This is a genomic window from Pollutimonas subterranea (assembly GCF_002849655.1).
Taxonomy (GTDB): domain Bacteria; phylum Pseudomonadota; class Gammaproteobacteria; order Burkholderiales; family Burkholderiaceae_B; genus Pollutimonas; species Pollutimonas subterranea.
On sequence record NZ_PDNW01000006.1, the window covers coordinates 111,182 to 130,405 of the forward strand.

Consider the following 19,224-nt stretch of genomic DNA (forward strand, 5'->3'; position numbering starts at 1 on the left):
GGTGAGCGGATATCATATTGTAGACAAAAGCAGAGGCACCCCGATGTATCGGGGTGCCTCTGGATTACCGGTCTGCAGACGCCCCAACTTGCGGGGCAACCTCGGTCACCGTTTCTTGGCGATCATTCCGTAGATGAACAGCACGATAATCGCGCCTACGACAGAGGCGATCCAGCCTGCAGGTTCTCCTTGTTGATATAAGCCGAGTGCGCTACCCAGGAAGCCTGCCACGAGGGCGCCGACAATCCCGAGGATGATGGTCAAAATGATTCCTAGCTTCTGTTCGCCCGGCATGATTGCCCTTGCGATCAGACCGACAATAAAACCCACTACGATCATGCCGATAATGCCCATGGCGATTTATCCTATAAAAGTTGAACGGAGGTGCGCGTTGAAGCATTTCCTGCGCCAGGCAAGCGCAGCCTGGATGCGTTAATCATAGGGAGGACGCCGATAGGCGTCCAGCACACCGCCGTTATTTTGGTGTCCAAACGTTAAAGGATCGTGACGGTGTAACAGGCGGTGCTGCGGTCGAGTGCCGGCTGGACTAGCCCGCCTCGACGTCGAGGCCTTCGCGCGAGAGGAAATCCAGGCTGGGCATAAGCGAAAGCAGTTGCTTGCTGTAGTCATGCCGGGCGTTGGAAAACAGTGTCTCGGTTTCGGCGACTTCCAGCAGCTCTCCGTGGCGCATCACACCCACGCGATCGCACATCTGCCGTATGACGGGCAGGTCGTGGCTGATGAACAGTATCGTCAGGCCCAGCGATTCCTGAAGGTCTTTCAGCAGATTGAGAATTTGTGCTTGTATGGAAACGTCCAGGGCGGAAGTGGGTTCATCGCAAATAAGAAAGCGTGGACGGGTTGCCAGCGCGCGTGCGATGCAGATACGTTGTCGCTGGCCGCCGGAAAATTCGTGTGGAAAACGCAACAGTGCCTGGTCGCCCAGGCCCACGTAGTCGAGCAGGCCGCTTACGATCTGACGTGTCAACGCTTCGGTCGTGGCGAGCTTGTGAAACCGTATGGGTTCGGCCACGATGTCCAGGATGCGCATACGCGGATTCAGGGACGAAAAGGGATCCTGGAACACCATTTGTATCTGGCGCCGGAAGGCGTTTGTCGTCTTGGCGTCGGTAAGTTGTGTGACGTTGACGCCATTGAAAATGACCGAGCCGTTGGTGGTTTGATACAGTCCCGCGATCAGGCGTGCGATCGTCGACTTGCCGGAGCCGGATTCACCCACCAGGCCGAATACTTCGCCGGCCTTGATGGAAAAGCTGACGTTTTTTACGGCGTCGAGCATGATCCGGTTCTGTTTGCGAAAGGCATTCTTCAGTACAAAGCGCATGCTCAGGTTTTCCACCTGCAGTAGCGGCTGGTCCGAGCTTGCCCCATAGTCGCGATGCTCGCCCATCCAGCGCGTCGCAATCGCCAGGTTGCCTTGCTGGGCTGGCGCAAGCACATCTTCGATGTAAGTGACCATCGGAAAGCGCCGCAATTTGATGTCCGAACGGGGCACTGCCGAGATCAGGCTCTTGGTATAGAGGTGTTGCGGGTTGCCCAGCAAGCTTTTTGTGGGACCTTCCTCGACCAGCTTGCCGTGGTACAGGACAGCAACCCGGTCGGTAACCTCGGCAATCACACCCATATCGTGCGTGATCAGGATCATGCCGACCTGCTTTTCCTTGCATAGCTTGCGCAATAGGTCGAGGATCTGCGCCTGGATGGAGACGTCCAATGCCGTGGTCGGCTCATCGGCAATGATGACTTCCGGTTCGCAACACAAGGCCAGTGCGATGACCACGCGCTGGCGCATGCCGCCGGAGAACTGGTGAGGATAGTGTTGCAGGCGTATGCGCGCTTGTTCGATGCCCACGTTTTCGAGCAGTTCAATAGCCCGCGCCGAGGCTTGTTGCTGGCTCAGCTGCAGATGCACCTGCATCGTCTCGACCAGCTGTTGGCCGATGGTCTGCAAAGGATCGAGGGAAGTCAGCGGATCCTGGAAGATCATGCCTATGCGCCGCCCGCGCACCAGGCGGAATGCCGGCGCCGAGAGCTTGTCGATACGTTCTCCGTTCAACAGCACGGCGCCGCCCGTCATCTTGCCGGGGGCTTCAAGCAGGCCGATCACCGCATTGCCTATGGTGGACTTGCCGGCGCCGGATTCGCCGACCACGCCTAGGATCTCGCCTTTTTCCAGTGACAGGCTGACGTCCTGGATGGCGACCACGTTACCGCGCCGGCTGGAAAATTCGATGCGCAGGTTTTCAATGTCCAACAGTGCCATAGATATGCCTTAGCGTAGCTTGGGATTGAGCGCATCGCGCAGCCAATCGCCCAGCAGATTGACGGACAAGGCCAGCAAGACCAGCGCGATACCGGGGAAAATGGAGATCCACCAGTCGCCCGAAAACAGATAACTGTTGCCAATGCGGATAAGCGTGCCCAACGAGGGTGTCGTAGGCGGGATGCCGACGCCCAGGAAAGACAAGGTTGCCTCCGTAATGATGGCGACGGCCAGGTGGATGGTGGCAATGACCAGGACGGGACCCATTACATTGGGCAAAATATGGCGGCGCAGCACCATGAAGGGGCGCATGCCGATCAGGCGGGCCGCCTGGACATATTCCTTGTTGCGCTCCACCATGGTGGCGCCGCGCACGGTGCGGGCATACTGCACCCAGCCGGAAATTCCAATGGCGAAAATGAGCACGTACAGTGAAAGACTGTCCTGGGAGTCGCGGGGCAGCAAGCCGCGGGCGATTCCGTCTATCAGCAGCGCAATGAGAATTGCGGGAAACGACAGCTGCACGTCGGCGATGCGCATGATCACGCTGTCGACACGCCCGCCCACATAGCCGCTGATCAGACCCAGCGTGACGCCTATGAGCAGCGAAAACAGCACCGACGCGAAGCCGACCAGCAGCGAAATGCGCGAGCCGTACAGAATGGCAGAAAGCATGTCGCGTCCCTGGTCGTCGGTACCCAGGAGGAAGCGCGGGTCGCCGTCGGCCGACCATATCGGCGGGATATTGGCGTCGAGCAAATCCAGCGTGGAGAGGTCAAAGGGGTTGTGCGGTGCAAACAGCGGCGCGCCGACAGCGCCGACGATGATGATGAGCGCCACCACCGCCGAAATGATGGCCGTGGGTGAACGGCTGAAGCTGTAGACGACGTCGCTGTGGTACAGGCGGGAGAAGGCATTTTGGGCCATTGGTTGATACCTTCTAGCTTCTCTGTACACGCAATCGTGGATCGACAGCGAAATACAATAAATCGACAATAAGATTGATGATCACGAAAAAGAACGCGATCAGTAACAGGTAGGCCGCCATCACGGGGATATCGACCGCGCCTATCGACTGTATGAACAGCAGCCCCATGCCGGGCCACTGGAACACGGTTTCGGTGATGATGGAAAACGCAATGATGGACCCCAGTTGCAGACCGGTAATGGTAATGACGGGCACCAGGGTGTTCTTCAACGCATGGCGGAAATTGATCATGCGTTCGGGCAGCCCACGGGCCCGGGCGAACTTGATGAAATCCGTCTGCATGACTTCCAGCATTTCAGCCCGCACCAGCCGCATGATGAGCGTCATCTGGAACAACGCCAGGGTGAAGGCCGGCATGATCAGCGATTGCCAGCCGCTCTTGGTCAGGAAGCCGGTGGACCACCATCCCAGCTGCACGACGTCGCCGCGTCCGAAGCTGGGCAGCCACCGGAGCATGACGCCGAAGACGAGGATCATCAGGATCCCGATCAGGAAGGTGGGCAACGATATGCCGATGAGCGACAGGGCCATGAAACTGCGCGACAACACCCCATTGCGTTTCAAGGCCGTATAGATGCCCATGGGAATACCCAGGAACAAGGCCATCAGGGCCGAGACCAGCGACAGCTCGAGCGTTGCGGGCAAACGGCTTTCAATGAGATCGCTGACCGGGCGCCGCTGGCGATAGGAAACGCCGAAATCGCCTTGTGCGGCATTGCCGATGAATCGGACGTATTGCACGAGGAATGGGTCATCAAGACCCAGTTGCTTGCGCATCTCGGCACGTTGCTCCAGGGTTGTGTCCTGGCCCACCATATTATTGATGGGGTCGCCGACGTAGCGGAACATTGCAAACGCAATGAGTCCCACGGCGAGCATGACGAAGATCGACTGGAGGATCCGCCGGGCAATGAAATTGAGCATGTGGATGAGCTTTCAGTATGGAGCGGGGCGCTGAACTGCCCGCAAGCCTGTTCAGCTTGCGGGCGGTGTCCTCGTTACGGACGGCTCAAGGCATGACCACGTTGCGGATGTCCAGCACGTCGTCGGCGCGCTGTGCGACCGTGATTCCCTTGCGCAGGCCCCATGACATCGGTTGCTGGTGCAAAGGCAGATAGCCGTAGTCGTCGTGAAGCATGGTGAATGCTTCCTTGATCATGGCGTTGCGCTTGGCCTGGTCGGTTTCAACATCGATCTTGGCGGTCAGGGCGTCGATTTCTTTGTTGCAATAGCCGCCCAGGTTGAATTGGCCTGTCGCGGTCTTGGAGTCGCGGCATCCGACCAGGTTGGTCAATGCGTTGGCCGCATCGATGGAACTGGGCGTCCAGCCCAGCATGTACATGCTGGTGTTGTTACCGGCCTGCAGCAGTATCTTGGCAAAATACTTGGACTTGGTTTGCGCCAGCAGATCGATCTTGATGCCGACGCGCGCCAGCATGCTGGCTACCGCCTGGCACACCTTCTCGTCGTTCACATAGCGGTCGTTCGGGCAGTCGAGCTGCACGCTGAAGCCGTCGGGGTAGCCGGCTTCGACCAACAATTGCTTGGCTTTCTGGACATCGGTCTTGTAGGGCGCGCCAAACGATGCGTCATAGCCGTTGATCTTGTCGGCGATGAGCGTACCCAGGGGATTCGCCGCGCCGCGCATGATTTTCTGGTTGATGACCTTGGTATCGACGGCAAGATTGACGGCCTGGCGAACTCGCTTGTCCTTGAATGGGTTCTTGCCCTTGACGCTGGAGAACAGCAGCTCGTCGCGGTGCTGATCCATGCCGATGAAGACGGCGCGTGCTTCAGGCTCGTTCATGACCTGGACATTCGGTTCACTTTCCAGGCGTGGCCAGTCTTGCACCGGCACAGGGATAACGATGTCCATTTCGCCTGAAATCAATGCCGCAACGCGAGTCGATTCCTGGGTGATAGGCTGGAATACGACTTCGGTGACATTGGTGGGCATGTTCTTGTTCCAGTACCCATCAAAGCGCTTGAGCGTGGTTTTGACGTCGGGGGCGCGATCGACCACCATGAACGGGCCGGTACCGTTTTCGTGCAGGTTGGCGTAGTTGCTTTCGCCACCCTTCACATTGGTGGCTTCAACCGTCTTGTTCTTTTCGGCCCATTGCTTGCTCATGATGTACAGGAAAGTCCAGTCACGGGGCAAAATGGGATTGGGCGTAGGCGTGACGACTTCGATCGTGTGATCGTCGATTTTCTTGATTTCGGCCGCCTTGGCGCCGTATGCCTTCATGTCGGAGCCCGGTGTCTGGCTGCGTTTCCAGGAAAAGATCACATCGTCGGCGGTAAAAGGAGTGCCGTCATGAAATGTCACGCCCTTGCGTAGATGGAATATCCATTTGGTGGGCTCGGGGTTTTCCCATTTTTCGGCCAGCATGGGAACCAGCTTCAAGTCTTTGTCGTAGGCGGTAAGGGTTTCGTAAAACCAGCTCTGGAATCCCAATGTGAACGTTTCATTCAGCGCCATGGGGTCCAGTGACATCATGTCTCCCTGGTAGGCCCATCGCAGTGTCTTGGCGTCGACCGATTGCGTCAAGCCGACGCTCATGGCGAGCGTGGCCGCAATAGCGGTGTGTTTGATGAGTTGCTTGAACTTCATTGTGATCTCCTGCACTGGTTTTTTTATGGGAATGCCGCGTGTTACAGGACTGCCGTGCGTTGAATGGAACTACCGTGATAATTGATCAGTGATGTCTTCCAGGAACTTTTCGCAGGCAGTCACCTGCGAGATATCGATGTATTCGTCCGGTTGGTGCGCCTGATCGATGGAGCCGGGACCGCAAAGCACGACGGAGAAGCCGCGCTCCTGGAACTGGCCGGCTTCGGCGGCATATGGAACCACGTCGCCCTGCGTATGGCCGCACAGCTTGAATATGAGTTCCTGGGCGGCGCCGCCTTTGTCTTGCAAAGGAGGTGCGTCGGCCATGATTTCAGTCGTGATGGCCGCTGCCGGGGCGATGGCCCGCATGGCGGGAAGCAGCGTATCGGCATAGTGCTGGAATCGGTCCAGGTAGGTGCGCCAGTCGTCGCCGGGCAGGGCGCGTATATCCCAGATGAATGAGCATTCGCGCGAAATAATATTGATGGCCGTGCCCCCATGCACGACGCCAACATGCAGCGTGGTATAGGGAGGCTCGAAGCGGCAATCCGGATCGGCGCTGGCCTTGTTGTCGGCCATCATGTCGTCGATGAAGGTGATCAGCCGTGCCGCCGTGGTGACGGCGCTTACGCCGCGCTGCACCTGGCTGGAATGGGCTTCGTGGCCGATGACCGTGGTACGCAGGGCGGCGATGCCTTTGTGCGCGACGATAGGACGCATGCTGGTGGGTTCGCCCACGATAACTGCACTGGGCTTGGCAATATCGGTAACCAGGCGCTCGATCATGGATGGCGCGCCGAAGCAGCCAATTTCCTCGTCATAGCTGAGCGCAAAATGGACGGGGCGCTTCAGGCCTTTCTTGAGCATGTCGGGCACCATGGACAAGGCCACGGCCGAAAACGCCTTCATGTCGCAGGTACCGCGGCCATACAGGCGGCCGTCTTTCTGTTCGATGACGAACGGGTCGGTAGTCCAGGGCTGCCCATCGACCGGTACGACGTCGGTGTGGCCGGACAGGACAATGCCGCCCTCGACGTTCGGGCCGACCGTGGCAAACAGATTTGCCTTGGTTCCCTCGGCATTGCCGACCAGGTGACTTTGTACGCCATGGTCGGCAAGGTAGTCCCGTATATAGTGGATTAGTTGCAGGTTCGAGTTGCGTGAGACGGTATCGAAACCGACAAGCTTGGTTATCATGTCCAGGGACTGTGGCTTCACTTCGGAGATCTCCGATGGCAGGGGGTAGTGGCCGATGTTAGCGAAGTGCCTGTTTGCACGTCAATGGGTTTGGGTTGGGGTATGCCCGGGGTGACAGTTGCGACGATCCATCGCTTTTTTCAAGTTATGCAGCCTTTTAATTTTCAGGAAGATCAATGTCCGAGCTTTTCGACCCTATCAAGTTGCGCGGCGTCGCGCTGGCCAACCGTATCGTTATTTCGCCCATGTGCCAATACTCAGCCGTCGATGGAAACGCCAGCAACTGGCATATGGCCCATCTTTCCAGCCTTGCCCTGGGCGGCGCCGCGCTTTTGTGCATTGAAGCGACAGCGGTTACCGAAGAAGGGCGGATTACGCCCGGATGCCTGGGACTATGGAATGACGATAACGAAGCGGCTTTGGCCGAAGTCGTCAGGGTGCTGCGCGCCACGTCGGGCGTCCGGCTGGCCATCCAGTTGGGGCACGCCGGGCGCAAAGCTTCCAGTGCCGCTCCCTGGGACGGCGGCCAGCTTATCACCCAGGACAAGGGCGGGTGGCTGCCGGTGGCTCCGTCCGCGCTGGCGCACAAGGAAGGAGAGCCGCCGCCGCGCGCACTGACCATCGACGACCTGGCGGGCATCAAGCAGGCGTTCGTCGACGCTGCACAGCGCGCGGTACGTCTGGGCCTGGACGCCATAGAACTGCACGCCGCGCACGGTTATCTGCTGCATCAGTTCCTGTCCCCGATTGCAAACCAGCGTAGCGACGAGTACGGCGGCAGCCTGGAAAACCGCATGCGCTTTCCGCTCGAGGTCTTCCAGGCCGTGCGCGCTGCGATTCCGGATGGAATGGCCCTGGGCGTACGCGTGTCGGCCACGGACTGGGTTGACTCCGTACCAAGCTGGACCCTGGATCAGACGATCGAATTCGCATTACGCGTGAAACAACTGGGCTGCGACTGGATCGATGTGTCCAGTGGCGGGGTCTCGCCCGCACAGCAGATACCAGTGGGTCCGGGCTACCAGGTTCACCTCGCCCAGGCCCTGAAGCGCGAGGTCGGCTTGCCTACGATAGCGGTCGGCCTGATCACCACCGCGCAGCAAGCGCAAGACATCATCGCCCACGGCCAGGCCGACATGGTCGCCCTGGGTCGGGCAGCGCTCTATGATCCACGCTGGGCATGGCATGCCGCCGCCGAGCTCGATGCCCAGGTCGAGGGGCCTTCCCAATACTGGCGTGCATTGCCAACTGGCAAGAATCGCGTCTTTGGAGAAACCAGCTTCGGCATGCGGTAGTCGCGACAAGTACGGCACGGGCGTCCAGGTGCCGGAGCCGGGAGCGACCGACTGATACGATGGAGAATGACGATGAATCAAACTTCGCAGCGCCTGTTCTTTGGTTTGTGGCCCTCGGCCGCAACTGCCGACGAGATCATGGCGTGGGCGCGTGACGCGCATGCGTTGTGCGGTGGTCGCATGATGCAAGCTGAAGCCCTGCATATGACCTTGGCCTTCCTGGGCAATACCCCCGAGGACAAGGTACACGAACTCGTGCAGGCGGCACCGGGCTGGACGGTGCCCGTGGGCACGCTGCAGTTGAAGCGCTTTGGCCGTTTTGCCGGTCCGCGCGTGGTATGGGCGGGGCCCTCTTCGGAAGATGGCGAACGTGTGCCGTGGCTGGATGATGCCTACGCCAGCTTGTGGTCGCATCTGGAAGGCGCCGGTTGGGAACGTCCGGCATCCGTCTTCAGGCCGCATGTGTCCTTGCTGCGCAAGGCCGGGCCATGTGAACTTGACGTGCTCTCGCGGCCCGCCTTGTCGTGGACGCCGGAGCAGTGCGTACTGGTGGCGTCGCGTCCTGCCGAAGGCGGGTCCCGCTACGAGATACTGGTCCGGCTGCCCATCAGGCACCTTGCTTGCTGACTCAATCAGGGCGATACATGACCCTTATGGAGGCCTCTCATGCCCGAACAGCCCAAGACTCCAGATCAGAAAAAACCGGAATCCGACGATTCGAAGGACAAGATAGTGCCCGACCCGACGGATGACCGTCCCCAGCGCGAGGACGAATACCTGAGCAAGTTCCTGCAAGACCCCAGCCCGGAAAGCGGCAAGCAGGAGGGTAATGAGAACGACAAAGAAAAATGAGGATGCGATGCAACTCGAAGGATCCTGCCATTGCGGCGCTGTAAGTTTTACGGTTTCCAGTTCGGCGCCCTATCCGTACCAGCGCTGCTATTGCTCCATATGCCGCAAGACCCAGGGTGGCGGCGGCTACGCCATCAACTTATCTGGTGATGCCGAGACGATGAACGTGACGGGTATCGCCAGTGTGTCGGTGTATCATGCCAAGCTTATAGAGCCCGGGCAGAAAGTGCCCCATGCCAGCAGCGCGGAAAGGCATTTCTGCAAACGTTGCGGGAGCGCGCTTTGGTTATTCAGCCCCGAATGGCCTGAACTGATTCATCCTTTTGCCTCGGCTATCGATACGCCGCTGCCGATACCGCCGGAACATACGCATTTGTTGCTGGGTTCCAAGGCGTCGTGGGTCGAGGTACAGGCCGGCCCGGACGATAAATTGTTCGATGAGTTTCCGCAAGAGTCCATTGCCGAGTGGCATGCGCGCCTGGGATTGACATCGAGTTGAACAGGACTTTCCATGGCAGCTTTTCTTCCAGTGCTGAAGGTAGCGCTTCCTTATATTACGCAGATCGTTTCCGCGGCAGTGCCGATGTTTACGACCAAGCCGCCGGGCGGAAAGCTGGAGGAGGTGGTGCCGCAACAGATCCGTGAGCTTCAGGGGGCGGTGAGCCAGAATGCGGAAGCGGTGAAAGGGCTGGCCTTGCAGTTCAAGGAAACGATGGAGAGTGTGGATAAGGCTGCTGCGCAGTTGCAGCGGGAGATTGTGTTTCTGAAGCGGGTGGCGGTGGGGGCTGTGGTTGTTGCGGCGGGGGCGTTGGGGGTGGCGGTTTGGGCTCTGGCGGGCCAGTAGCTGGCCTGCGGCTTATACCCATTCTCGCTCCGCTCCAGGAACGTACGTTTTCGAATTGCCTTATACGCATTCTTGCTCCGGCGCCGGGGGCTGGTGTGGGCCGGGCTCCATATCGCTGCGGTCCTGTGCTTCGCCAGGACTACCCGCGTCGGTGGCCTGGATCAGGGCGGGCGCGAACTCACGGCAACGGGCAGCCACTGGCTGCCCGTAAGCGCGCCGTTCAAACAGGCGCGCCCTTTATCCCCTGACCCAGCCCACCGACGCGGCGCGCTCAAATTTCGCCCGGCCCGCACCAGCCCCCGTCTCCTCGTGATGGGCGGTTTGGGGCGTTGTTGTTTAGGGCGATGTCGTTTGAGGCGGTGATGTTTGTGGTGGCGGGCCGATTGCGGGACTGGGGTAAACGGATTAGTTGATGATTTGCCTAGATGAGTGGCAAAGAAACTGGATCGCTTTTGGTGGTAAGTCGTGGGCGAGGGAACAGGAATTGCTCGTGATTCCGGGACCTTTTCGGTCGTCTACCAGGAGATCTCCATGAGAAAGCTTTTAGCGATTGCGATCTGTTCCATACCGTTCGCCGTGGTTCCGACGGTGTATGCGCAGAGCAGTACGAGTAGTGGTTCCAGCACCCAGGCGCCTTCCACGGCGCCGACGCCCAAGGCGGAGAGCCTCGGCGGTACCAGTGCCAGTTCGGGCAGGCAGGGCACTGCGGGCTCCACGATGGGGGAAGGCATGAAGTCGCATGATAAGTCCAAAGCCCAGAGTGCCACCGACAGTACCGAAGCCAGCAAGAAGATAGGCGGCGAGCCTGTGGATATTGCGCCCAAGAATGCGACTTCTCCGGGCACGAGTGCTGGTGACGGGAAGGTGGATAAAAATGGGAAGGGCAATAAGTAGATTGCCTCCCAGCCTCGCCAGGTAATTTGCCGCCGCGCTCGCTATACCAGGATTTCTTCTTGACGCGTCAACCTCTGCGCGTCAGGAAGAAGGCAGCCGCGTTGCTAAGGGTTATGATCGTCCAGCGATCAAAGCACAGGACTTCCCACAAAAAACCAAAGAGGAAATATGTTCGACGAGACACTGAAATGGCCATTCTTTGATGCCCGGCATCGCGAACTCAAGGCGCTCGAGCAGTTTGCAGAGCAAGACCTCCGGTCACTGATCCAGCAGGAGCACGAGGGCGCCGATGTGTATGCGATCGCGCCGCAAATGGTGAGTGCACTGGGAACGGCAGGCTGGCTGGCACATGCCGCGTCGCTGGACGGACGGCTCGACTCGCGCAGCCTGTGCCTGGTACGCGATATCCTCGCACGCCGCTCCGGCCTGGCTGAGTTTACCTTTGCAATGCAAGGCCTGGGCAGTGCCGCCATTACGCTGTTCGGCAACGATGAGCAGCGCCGACACTGGCTGCCGGGCGTCATTGCGGGTGACCGCATCGCCGCGTTCGCCCTTTCCGAGGAAGAGGCCGGCTCCAATCCCGCCGACATGTCGACCGCGGCACACAAAGACGGCAACGACTGGCTTTTGAATGGCGAGAAAACCTGGATATCGAATGCCGGACTGGCTCACCAGTACGTGGTATTCGCCAGGACGAAGGAAGGGGCAGGCGCCCAGGGCTTGTCCTGCTTTATCGTTGCGGCCGACAATCCCGGTTTTTCCATTAGCGCGAGCATCGACGTCATTGCACCCCATCCCCTGGGCTCTTTGCGATTTACCGAGTGCCGCTTGCCTGCCGACGCCCTTGTCGGCCAGGAAGGGGATGGCTTCAAGATCGCCATGAGCGTGCTGGACGTATTTCGTTCAAGTGTGGGCGCCTCGGCCGTCGGCATGGCGCGCCGCGCGCTGGATCACGCCTTGCTGAGGGTGACGCAGCGCCAGATTTCCGGTGCCAGCCTCAGCAGTTTCCAGCTTACGCAGGACAAGCTGGCCGACATGGCCACGGCCATCGATGCGGCCGCACTGCTTGTCTACCGGGCTGCCTGGGTCAAGGACGTAGAGGGCGGCCGCACATCCAGGGTGGCCGCCATGGCCAAGCTGTTCGCCACCGAGGAGGCGCAGCGCGTCATCGATAAGGCCGTGCAGTTGTTTGGCGGCCTGGGCGTTGTGTCCGGCAACCCAGCTGAACGGCTGTATCGCGAGATCCGGGCTCTGCGCATTTACGAAGGCACCAGCGAGATCCAGAAGCTCATCATCGCCGGGCAATTGCTGCGTAACCACGCGGAGTCGGTACGTAGCTAGCGTTCCAGGTTGTGGGTCAGGCCCAGCCCAACCGTTGCGTGGCGCCTGCGCTGGCTTTACGCAACGGCTTCGCCGCCACGGCGCCGGCCTGCGTACTAAGCTTGAAAGTGGCAACCACATCGGCCAGGCTGGAGGCCTGTTCTTGAAGGCTGGCTGATGCCGCCGCGGCTTCTTCCACCAGCGCCGCGTTTTGCTGCGTAACTTGGTCCATTTGGCCTACGGCCTTGTTCACTTCGTCGATGCCTACGCTTTGCTCATGGCTGGCTGACGTGATCTCGCCCATGATGTCGGTAACACGCTTGATGCTGGCGACCGTTTCATTCATCGTCGTACCGGCTTCGGCGACCAGCCGGTTTCCGGCCTCTGTCGTCGAGACCGATGTGTCGATCAGGTCTTTGATTTCCTTGGCGGCTGAAGCACTGCGTTGTGCCAGTGACCGTACTTCGGACGCGACCACGGCAAAGCCCCTGCCTTGTTCTCCTGCCCGCGCTGCTTCTACCGCGGCGTTCAATGCAAGGATGTTGGTCTGGAATGCAATGCTGTCGATCACGTTGATGATTTCGGCCACTTTCCTGGACGAGCTTGTGATGTCGCCCATGGTTTGTACGACCTGAGCCACCACATCGCCACCCTTGACCGCGATCTGCGCGGCGGATTCGGCCAGCGTACAGGCTTGCTGGGCATTATCGGCGTTCTGCTTGACGGTGGTGGTGAGCTGTTCCATGGTTGCCGCGGTTTCGGCAAGCGAGCTGGCCTGTTCTTCGGTGCGCGATGAAAGGTCCAGATTGCCCGCTGCGATCTGGCTCGATGCCGTAGCAATGGAATTGGCGCCATTGCGCACATCCAGTACAACGCTGGTCAGGCTGTCGTTCATCTGCTTGAGCGCATGCAGCAGCTGGCTGGTTTCATCCTTGCCTTGAATGTCGACGGAGCCGGTAAGGTCGCGCGAGGAAACGGTTTGGGCCAGCCGCAGTGCGCGTTGCAGCGGTTGGGTAATGGAGCGCGTGATAAGCAGGGCAAGGGCTAGGCCGGCCAATACAGCCAGGACAGTCACGCCTATCAGCAGATTCCGTCCGAATGCATTATTGGAATCCAGCAGTGCGGCGTTGTCGTCGATCGACGTCTTTTGAAAGGTGAGCAAGTCATCCACACTTTGCAGATAAGCCCCCTGTAGAACAGGCATGTCACGCTCGATGAAAGTGGCGGTGGCCTGGGGGTTGCCTTTGGATTGCGCGTCAAAAGCCGCGGCGCGCGCATCGCGGTACTGGGCACGTTTCTGCAAGATTACGTTAAACAGCTCGGCCCCTTGCGGATCCGTGACATTCGCATGGACAGCTTCTTGCAGCTTGCTCACGATCGCGCTGGTCTTCGCCATATCCTCCTCGAAGCGGCGCGCCGCTGCGGCATTTGTCGTGTTGGCAGCGGCGACAGTACGCACGCCGTTCAGCGCAATGGCCTTGTTCCACTCGGCAATAAGCCGTTCATTTTTCAAACGGACTTCGATGATGTCGTCGGTCATGGCGCTGGAAGCTTGCATGCGCCACAGCCCTATGCCGGAAAGAATGGCTACAAGCAGCAGCATGAAGGTGAAAGCGGCAATCAGGCGAGTGCCGATATTGATATTGTTCATCCGGAGTTCCGTGGGAGTGCCCCGCTATGATTAGCTAGGGTTTCTACGGATGTTTACGGCGGGTCCGGGGAAAAGATGAGGTCGTTTACGGCTAACTGGCCTATTTAGTATGTAAAATTTAGTAAGCTTTACATACCTTTGAACTATACATAGCTTGCGCACTAGAGCATTTTCGGTTCAAGTGTTTACGGCAGTTCGCTTTAGTGACGCTGTCCTGTTCTGATGACGTTGTACGGGGTGGATGGGGGGCAGTCCGGCACGGCGTGCTTGTTTCCGCGTCTGCCTCGGTCAGACAGCGGCCGACGACACCCCCCGGCTTCCCTTCGGCAGCACGCGGCGCACGCCTACTCGCCGGACTGCTTCCACCCACCCCATACAACTGCGCAATAGGAAACTCGCCGAGCATCCGTTCAGAGTAATCAAGCGTCAATTCGGCCATGTAAAAGTTCGCTACCGCGGCTTGGCCAAGAACACGACTGAATTGATGACGCTATTTGCGGCGGCCAATTTGTGGAGGGCGCGCAAGCCCTTGATGCGAACGATGGCCGAGTTACGCCCATAACGCGACCAACGGTGTCCTCGCGATACCTATTCAGATGTTCCCTAGTAATGTCTGCGCTTTGCCTTTGCGATCAGGCGTGACTTAGAAGCGGAATGCGTTACTGGCTTGACGTGCACGGTGGTGAGTGGGCTGGTCCAAGCTTCGCACATGTAAAAAGGCGGGTGTGTCGGGGCTGTGCAGGCGCCTCGCGCACGCCGTTTCGGTTAGTCCCATCGAGGATGCAAGGCCGCGGCTGCTTGAGCCCGACGGGTGTCGGGCCACTGGCCCGACCGGGCGAGTTCCGCGGTCGCCTCGATGGGGCTGACCGGAACGGGTACCCTGGCAACGCCAGGGGCGTAGCGCGCGAAGCCGGAACAGAGCCCGACACACCCGCCTTTCACAAGAACGAAAAGCCGTCCCCAACGCCTCTGCGCTGCAGCGAGCCTCGTAAACTCCTCGACCAAAAATGCACTAGGTCATCAGCCACCCGCCGGCAACGTCCAAGGTCTGGCCGGTAATAAAACGAGCCTGGTCAGAGGCGAAAAACACGCAGGCGTCTGCAACTTCCTCGGGTGTGCCCAAGCGCTTGAGTGCCGTAACCTGGGTGACGGCATCGTTGGTCTCTTGTGGCACCATCTTCAGCAGCGGCGTACTGATGCGCCCCGGCGCCAGGGCATTGACCGTTACGTTGTAGTCGCCCAGCTCGCCCGCCCAGTGGCGCGTTGCACCGATCAATGCCGCTTTGGTGGCCGCATAATGCGCCGCGACGATATCGCAGTACGCTTTACCGGCGACTGACGACATATTGATGATGCGGCCCTCGCGTTTCTTGATCATGCCCGGAGTCGCGAGGCGGGTCATGTAGAACATGCTGCTCAGGTTGACGGAAACCACGGTGTCCCATTCTTCAGGGGGCATTTCCCATACTTTCAGTGCGCGGCCGTCCTGCTTTGGCGAAATGCCGACGTTATTGACCAGGATATCAACTGCGCCGAGCTCGGCCGCGACGGTATTGAATGCGGTTTCGCATTCGGCGAAGCTGGATACATTGGCGTTGACATACACGACGTGATGACCGGCTGCTTTCAGTTCCTTTTCGAAGTTCCTGCCTCCTTCGGCATTGAGGTCGACCAAACCCACGCGGGCGCCTTCGGCCAGTAGCGCCCTTACGATGGCCGAACCGATGCCGCCCAGCGCGCCGGTTACCAGCGCCACTTTATTATGGAGTCTCATCAGGCATCCTTGATCTTCAGGGCAATCTTGCCGATATGCCGGCTGCTTTCCATAAGGTCGTGCGCCTTTGGCGCCTCGTGCAGGGGAAAGACGGCATGGATGATGGGCGTGCACCGGCCTTGCTCCATCAGCGGGAGAACGTGCTCGCACAATGCTTGCGCTATTTTTTCCTTGTCTTCGTCACTGCGTGGACGCAGTGTCGAACCAGTGAAAGTCAGCCGCTTGGTCATGACGGGCAGGGCGTCGATCTGGCTTTTGCTGCCTTCAAGGAATGCGATCTGCACGAGCCGCCCATTGAGCGCCAGGGTATGGATGTTCTTGTTGATATAGTCGCCGCCGACCATATCCAGGACGACATCCACGCCGTAGCTCTTGGTGGCCTTCTGGATGACATCCTGGAAGTCCTGCTCCTTGTACAGAATGGTATGCGCGGCACCGGCCTTTTTGCAGGCGTCGGCCTTTTCTTGATTGCCGACGGTCGTCCAGACTTCGGCGCCGAATTCGCTGGCAAGCTGGATGGCTGTCAGGCCTATGCCGCTGGAACCGCCATGAACCAGGAATTTTTCGCCGTTGCGTAATTTGCCGCGCTCGAACACATTGGTCCAGACGGTGAAGTAATTTTCGGGAATACACGCCGCACTGAGCATGTCCATCCCTTTCGGTACAGGCAGGCAGTGGCGTTCGTCCGCGAGGCAATACTCGGCGTAGCCACCCCCCGGCGTCAGAGCGCAAACGGCGTCACCGACCTTGCGGTCTTGCACGTCGGGACCGACTGCCGCGATCATGCCGGACACCTCCAGCCCCAAGTAGGGTGAAGCCCCGGGCGGCGGCGGATAAGAGCCGGATCGCTGCAGGACGTCGGGACGGTTCACGCCCGCATAATGCACGTCGATAAGGACTTGCCGGCCCGCAGGCTGTGGTCGATCGCGAACAGCGATTTGCATGCAGGCGGATGCGCCGCCCTTGCCATGGTCGATGAATTTGAAGGTAGAAGTCATAGTATCGTTTCTCGTTGGTGGATCAGTGACCCAGGTATGCTTTCTTGATATGGGCGTTGCCCAGCAGTTCTTCGCCGGTCCCGCTTATGACAATGGCGCCATTCTCGAGCACGTAGCCGCGATCGGCCAGCCGCAAGGTTCGGAACACGTTCTGCTCCACCAGCAGGACGGTGACGCCATGGCTGGTAATGTCGCGGACAATATCGAACATCTGCTGCACCAGTATGGGCGACAGGCCCAGCGAAGGTTCATCGAACATCAGCAGCTTGGGGTCGGCCATCATGCCGCGTGCAATGGCCACCATTTGCTGTTCGCCGCCGGATAGCGAACCGGCAAGCTGATTCAGACGTTCTTTGACGCGGGGAAATATTTGAAGCACTTCGTCCATTTTCTGCTGGACGATTGGACGGGCGCTACGCTTGAATGAGCCCATGAGCAGGTTGTCCCGAACCGTGAAGTTCGGAAATAATTGGCGACCTTCGGGGATCATGCTGATACCGGTTTCGACCATGTCGTACGTGGTGCTGCCGGTCATGTCCCGGCCTTCGAACTCGATTTTTCCCGACATGGTGGGAATCACGCCGCATAGCGTCTTCAGCGTAGTGGTCTTGCCGGCGCCATTGGCACCGATAAGCGTAACGATTTCGCCCTTGTTGACTTCGAAGTCAATGCCGTCGAGGACTTGCGTTTTTCCATAGCCCGAATGCAGGTTTGAAACTTTAAGCATCGGCGTACTCCTTGCCCAGATAGGCTTCGATAACGGCCGGGTTTTCGACCACTTCCTTAGGCGGCCCACTGACCAGTACCTTGCCTTCATTGATGACGATAATGCGGTCGGACAGCGCCATGGTTGCTTGCATCATGTGCTCGATCAGCAATATGGACACACCGGAATCACGTATGCGGCGCAACATCTTCACCGCTTTCTCCAGGTCGGCAGGGTTCAGGCCCGCCATCACTTCATCGAGCAGGAGGATTTTTGGGCGGATCGCGAGTGCGCGAGCGATTTCCAGGCGCTTCATGCCGCCCACCGTCAAGTTTCGCGCTTCCGTATGCAGATAGGCGGTAAGGTCTGTCTGGGATGCAACCTCGACGGCGATCTGTTCGGCTTCATCGCGATCAGACGTATTGATGAAGGCGCCGAGCATGATGTTTTCGAGTACGGTCAAGCCCGTGAAAGGCTTTGCCGTCTGGAATGTGCGGCCCATTCCCTTATGGGCAAACTCGTCGGGGGACTTGCAATGGGTCCAGTTTCCATCCCGGTCGACCAGCGAGACGGTGCCTTTGTCGGGCGCCAGAAAGCCCGACATCTGGTTGAATACCGTGGTTTTGCCGGCACCATTCGGTCCGATAATGGCCAGTATCTCGTTTTGGTAGAGCTCGAAAGAGACATTGTCGGTGGCTTGCAAACCCCCGAAGCTTTTGTATAGCCCTTCTGCCTTCAACACGGGTTTGCCGGGTTGCAGGACATGGCCGCTGTCCATGTCGTGCTGGTATGTCGGCTTGGCCGGGCGGGTGCCCAGATACGGCAGCCGGGCCAGGAGTTTTTCGATTCTGGGGCCGAATGCACCGGCCAGGCCGTGCGGAATAGTCAGTACGACGACCACCAGAATAATGCCGTAGACCAGGCCATGCATGCCGTTGCCGACGCTGCTCAGCCACCCGCGAGCGAGCTCTGCGATGGGCAGGACCAGGAATGCACCGGCAATAGGACCGGAAATCGTGCCCAGTCCACCGATCAACGCAAACATGGCGATCTGGATCGATAGCTCAAGCGAGAACGCAGAGGCGGGGTCGACGAAAGTCAGGTAGGTGATGTGGAAGGTGCCGATCAGGCTGGTAAGCATGGCGGAAATCACCGCGGCCCGTATTTTCATTTTGGCGGTTGCGATACCGACAGCCCTGGCCGCGTCCTCGCGTTCGCGGATGGCAATCAAATAGTGGCCCATGCGGGACTTGCGGACGTACCACGAGGCCCAGACCACCATGACGAAAAGGAAGAACGCGATATAAACGTAGTTGATCTTTTCCCGGAAAACGATCCAGGTCCAGCCGATGTTCAGTGGAAGGCTGATGCCACTCGAACCGCCCGTCCAGCTTTCTTCATGAATGACCAGCAAGCGCACGACCTCGAGGATGGCAATAGTGGCCAGCGCAAAGAACGGGCCTTTCAGGCGCAGGGTCGGGTAACTGATGACCACCGCGACCAGGCCGGAAATAATGGCGCCTGCGAACATGCCGATCCACGGCGTAATGCCGAAGTTCTGGGTGAGCAGCGTGGCGGTGTAGCCGCCTATCCCGTAGAAGACGGCGTGACCGAGAGACAGCTGCCCCGCGTAGCCGCCTACGATGTTCCAAGCGACGGACAGGGCCGAGAATACGAACAGCAAGACAAAGAGATTGGTCCAGAAGGAACTGCCCATGATCACAGGAATCAGGAGCATGATGGCCATCAGGATCAGGCTGACATAGGCCTTAGGGCTACGGAAATCAGGAAACAAGGCGCACTCCTT

General features: G+C 59.0%; 19 protein-coding genes. 8 read left to right on the top strand and 11 right to left on the bottom strand.

What is annotated here, in order from left to right; translation table 11 throughout:
- Positions 1 to 105: 105 nt before the first annotated feature.
- The 6 genes from CR159_RS09225 to argE form a co-directional block, all read right to left on the bottom strand.
- Positions 106 to 354, bottom strand: coding sequence for a GlsB/YeaQ/YmgE family stress response membrane protein (locus CR159_RS09225; RefSeq protein WP_102073721.1), 249 nt, complete (start codon positions 352 to 354; stop codon positions 106 to 108).
- A gap of 193 nt (positions 355 to 547) precedes the next feature.
- Positions 548 to 2,284 carry a dipeptide ABC transporter ATP-binding protein gene (locus tag CR159_RS09230; protein ID WP_102073722.1) on the bottom strand — a complete coding sequence of 579 codons (1,737 nt, stop codon included), beginning with the start codon at positions 2,282 to 2,284 and terminating at the stop codon, positions 548 to 550.
- Between the two features lie 9 nt (positions 2,285 to 2,293).
- The gene (locus CR159_RS09235) at positions 2,294 to 3,211 is read right to left on the bottom strand and encodes an ABC transporter permease (RefSeq protein ID WP_102073723.1); all 918 of its coding nucleotides are present in this window, start codon (positions 3,209 to 3,211) and stop codon (positions 2,294 to 2,296) included.
- Positions 3,212 to 3,224: 13 nt separating this feature from the next.
- Positions 3,225 to 4,196 (bottom strand): ABC transporter permease, encoded by a 972-nt coding sequence (locus CR159_RS09240; RefSeq protein ID WP_102073724.1) that lies wholly within the window; start codon positions 4,194 to 4,196, stop codon positions 3,225 to 3,227.
- Between the two features lie 85 nt (positions 4,197 to 4,281).
- The gene (locus CR159_RS09245; RefSeq protein ID WP_439650513.1) at positions 4,282 to 5,835 is read right to left on the bottom strand and encodes an ABC transporter substrate-binding protein; all 1,554 of its coding nucleotides are present in this window, start codon (positions 5,833 to 5,835) and stop codon (positions 4,282 to 4,284) included.
- Between the two features lie 120 nt (positions 5,836 to 5,955).
- Entirely contained in the window at positions 5,956 to 7,104 is a 1,149-nt protein-coding gene (argE, locus tag CR159_RS09250; RefSeq protein ID WP_199173277.1) for an acetylornithine deacetylase, read from the bottom strand.
- Between the two features lie 155 nt (positions 7,105 to 7,259).
- On the opposite strand from argE, the gene CR159_RS09255 reads away from it, so the two are divergent.
- From CR159_RS09255 to CR159_RS09285, 7 genes are all read left to right on the top strand, one after another.
- Positions 7,260 to 8,378 carry an NADH:flavin oxidoreductase/NADH oxidase gene (locus CR159_RS09255; RefSeq protein ID WP_102073727.1) on the top strand — a complete coding sequence of 373 codons (1,119 nt, stop codon included), beginning with the start codon at positions 7,260 to 7,262 and terminating at the stop codon, positions 8,376 to 8,378.
- Between the two features lie 72 nt (positions 8,379 to 8,450).
- Positions 8,451 to 9,005, top strand: coding sequence for an RNA 2',3'-cyclic phosphodiesterase (gene thpR, locus CR159_RS09260; RefSeq protein WP_158238527.1), 555 nt, complete (start codon positions 8,451 to 8,453; stop codon positions 9,003 to 9,005).
- Positions 9,006 to 9,044: 39 nt separating this feature from the next.
- Positions 9,045 to 9,230 (top strand): hypothetical protein, encoded by a 186-nt coding sequence (locus CR159_RS09265; protein WP_102073729.1) that lies wholly within the window; start codon positions 9,045 to 9,047, stop codon positions 9,228 to 9,230.
- 7 nt (positions 9,231 to 9,237) lie between these two features.
- Entirely contained in the window at positions 9,238 to 9,729 is a 492-nt protein-coding gene (locus CR159_RS09270; RefSeq protein WP_102073730.1) for a GFA family protein, read from the top strand.
- Positions 9,730 to 9,741: 12 nt separating this feature from the next.
- Entirely contained in the window at positions 9,742 to 10,074 is a 333-nt protein-coding gene (locus CR159_RS21565) for a hypothetical protein (protein ID WP_158238528.1), read from the top strand.
- 531 nt (positions 10,075 to 10,605) lie between these two features.
- A complete protein-coding gene (locus CR159_RS09280) occupies positions 10,606 to 10,968 on the top strand; it encodes a hypothetical protein (protein WP_102073731.1) in 363 nt (120 codons plus the stop codon).
- Between the two features lie 168 nt (positions 10,969 to 11,136).
- The gene (locus CR159_RS09285) at positions 11,137 to 12,309 is read left to right on the top strand and encodes an acyl-CoA dehydrogenase family protein (RefSeq protein ID WP_102073732.1); all 1,173 of its coding nucleotides are present in this window, start codon (positions 11,137 to 11,139) and stop codon (positions 12,307 to 12,309) included.
- 16 nt (positions 12,310 to 12,325) lie between these two features.
- Here CR159_RS09285 and CR159_RS22155 read toward each other — a convergent pair whose 3' ends face one another.
- On the bottom strand, positions 12,326 to 13,939 hold the full coding sequence (locus tag CR159_RS22155; protein ID WP_102073733.1) for a methyl-accepting chemotaxis protein: 1,614 nt from the start codon (positions 13,937 to 13,939) through the stop codon (positions 12,326 to 12,328).
- A gap of 241 nt (positions 13,940 to 14,180) precedes the next feature.
- On the opposite strand from CR159_RS22155, the gene CR159_RS21815 reads away from it, so the two are divergent.
- Entirely contained in the window at positions 14,181 to 14,501 is a 321-nt protein-coding gene (locus CR159_RS21815; RefSeq protein ID WP_102073734.1) for a transposase, read from the top strand.
- A gap of 450 nt (positions 14,502 to 14,951) precedes the next feature.
- Here the strand turns inward: CR159_RS21815 and CR159_RS09300 are convergent, their stop codons facing one another.
- Genes CR159_RS09300 through CR159_RS09315 form a run of 4 tightly spaced genes read right to left on the bottom strand, consistent with a single transcriptional unit; the run spans position 14,952 to position 19,212 of the window.
- The gene (locus CR159_RS09300; protein WP_102073735.1) at positions 14,952 to 15,713 is read right to left on the bottom strand and encodes an SDR family oxidoreductase; all 762 of its coding nucleotides are present in this window, start codon (positions 15,711 to 15,713) and stop codon (positions 14,952 to 14,954) included.
- Positions 15,713 to 16,711: an NAD(P)H-quinone oxidoreductase gene (locus CR159_RS09305; RefSeq protein WP_102073736.1), complete on the bottom strand. Its 999-nt coding sequence runs from the start codon at positions 16,709 to 16,711 to the stop codon at positions 15,713 to 15,715. Before CR159_RS09305 ends, CR159_RS09300 begins: the two co-directional genes overlap by 1 nt.
- A gap of 22 nt (positions 16,712 to 16,733) precedes the next feature.
- Complete coding sequence (locus tag CR159_RS09310) at positions 16,734 to 17,438, bottom strand: ABC transporter ATP-binding protein (RefSeq protein WP_102073737.1); 705 nt, start codon at positions 17,436 to 17,438, stop codon at positions 16,734 to 16,736.
- The gene (locus CR159_RS09315) at positions 17,431 to 19,212 is read right to left on the bottom strand and encodes a branched-chain amino acid ABC transporter ATP-binding protein/permease (protein WP_102073738.1); all 1,782 of its coding nucleotides are present in this window, start codon (positions 19,210 to 19,212) and stop codon (positions 17,431 to 17,433) included. The genes CR159_RS09310 and CR159_RS09315 overlap by 8 nt, the downstream gene beginning before the upstream one ends.
- Between the last annotated feature and the right edge of the window lie 12 nt (positions 19,213 to 19,224).

Excerpts from the sequence above, each read along its gene's own strand:
- CR159_RS09230 (WP_102073722.1), bottom strand. The coding sequence starts at position 2,284 with ATGGCACTGTTGGACATTGAAAACCTGCGCATCGAATTTTCCAGCCGG.
- CR159_RS09255 (WP_102073727.1), top strand. The coding sequence starts at position 7,260 with ATGTCCGAGCTTTTCGACCCTATCAAGTTGCGCGGCGTCGCGCTGGCC.
- CR159_RS21565 (WP_158238528.1), top strand. The coding sequence starts at position 9,742 with ATGGCAGCTTTTCTTCCAGTGCTGAAGGTAGCGCTTCCTTATATTACG.
- CR159_RS09300 (WP_102073735.1), bottom strand. The coding sequence starts at position 15,713 with ATGAGACTCCATAATAAAGTGGCGCTGGTAACCGGCGCGCTGGGCGGC.
- CR159_RS09280 (WP_102073731.1), top strand. The coding sequence starts at position 10,606 with ATGAGAAAGCTTTTAGCGATTGCGATCTGTTCCATACCGTTCGCCGTG.
- CR159_RS09235 (WP_102073723.1), bottom strand. The coding sequence starts at position 3,211 with ATGGCCCAAAATGCCTTCTCCCGCCTGTACCACAGCGACGTCGTCTAC.
- CR159_RS09270 (WP_102073730.1), top strand. The coding sequence starts at position 9,238 with ATGCAACTCGAAGGATCCTGCCATTGCGGCGCTGTAAGTTTTACGGTT.
- CR159_RS09240 (WP_102073724.1), bottom strand. The coding sequence starts at position 4,196 with ATGCTCAATTTCATTGCCCGGCGGATCCTCCAGTCGATCTTCGTCATG.
- CR159_RS09310 (WP_102073737.1), bottom strand. The coding sequence starts at position 17,438 with ATGCTTAAAGTTTCAAACCTGCATTCGGGCTATGGAAAAACGCAAGTC.
- CR159_RS21815 (WP_102073734.1), top strand. The coding sequence starts at position 14,181 with ATGGGGGGCAGTCCGGCACGGCGTGCTTGTTTCCGCGTCTGCCTCGGT.
- CR159_RS09305 (WP_102073736.1), bottom strand. The coding sequence starts at position 16,711 with ATGACTTCTACCTTCAAATTCATCGACCATGGCAAGGGCGGCGCATCC.
- CR159_RS09245 (WP_439650513.1), bottom strand. The coding sequence starts at position 5,835 with ATGAGCGTCGGCTTGACGCAATCGGTCGACGCCAAGACACTGCGATGG.
- CR159_RS09285 (WP_102073732.1), top strand. The coding sequence starts at position 11,137 with ATGTTCGACGAGACACTGAAATGGCCATTCTTTGATGCCCGGCATCGC.
- CR159_RS09265 (WP_102073729.1), top strand. The coding sequence starts at position 9,045 with ATGCCCGAACAGCCCAAGACTCCAGATCAGAAAAAACCGGAATCCGAC.
- CR159_RS22155 (WP_102073733.1), bottom strand. The coding sequence starts at position 13,939 with ATGAACAATATCAATATCGGCACTCGCCTGATTGCCGCTTTCACCTTC.
- thpR (WP_158238527.1), top strand. The coding sequence starts at position 8,451 with ATGAATCAAACTTCGCAGCGCCTGTTCTTTGGTTTGTGGCCCTCGGCC.
- CR159_RS09225 (WP_102073721.1), bottom strand. The coding sequence starts at position 354 with ATGGGCATTATCGGCATGATCGTAGTGGGTTTTATTGTCGGTCTGATC.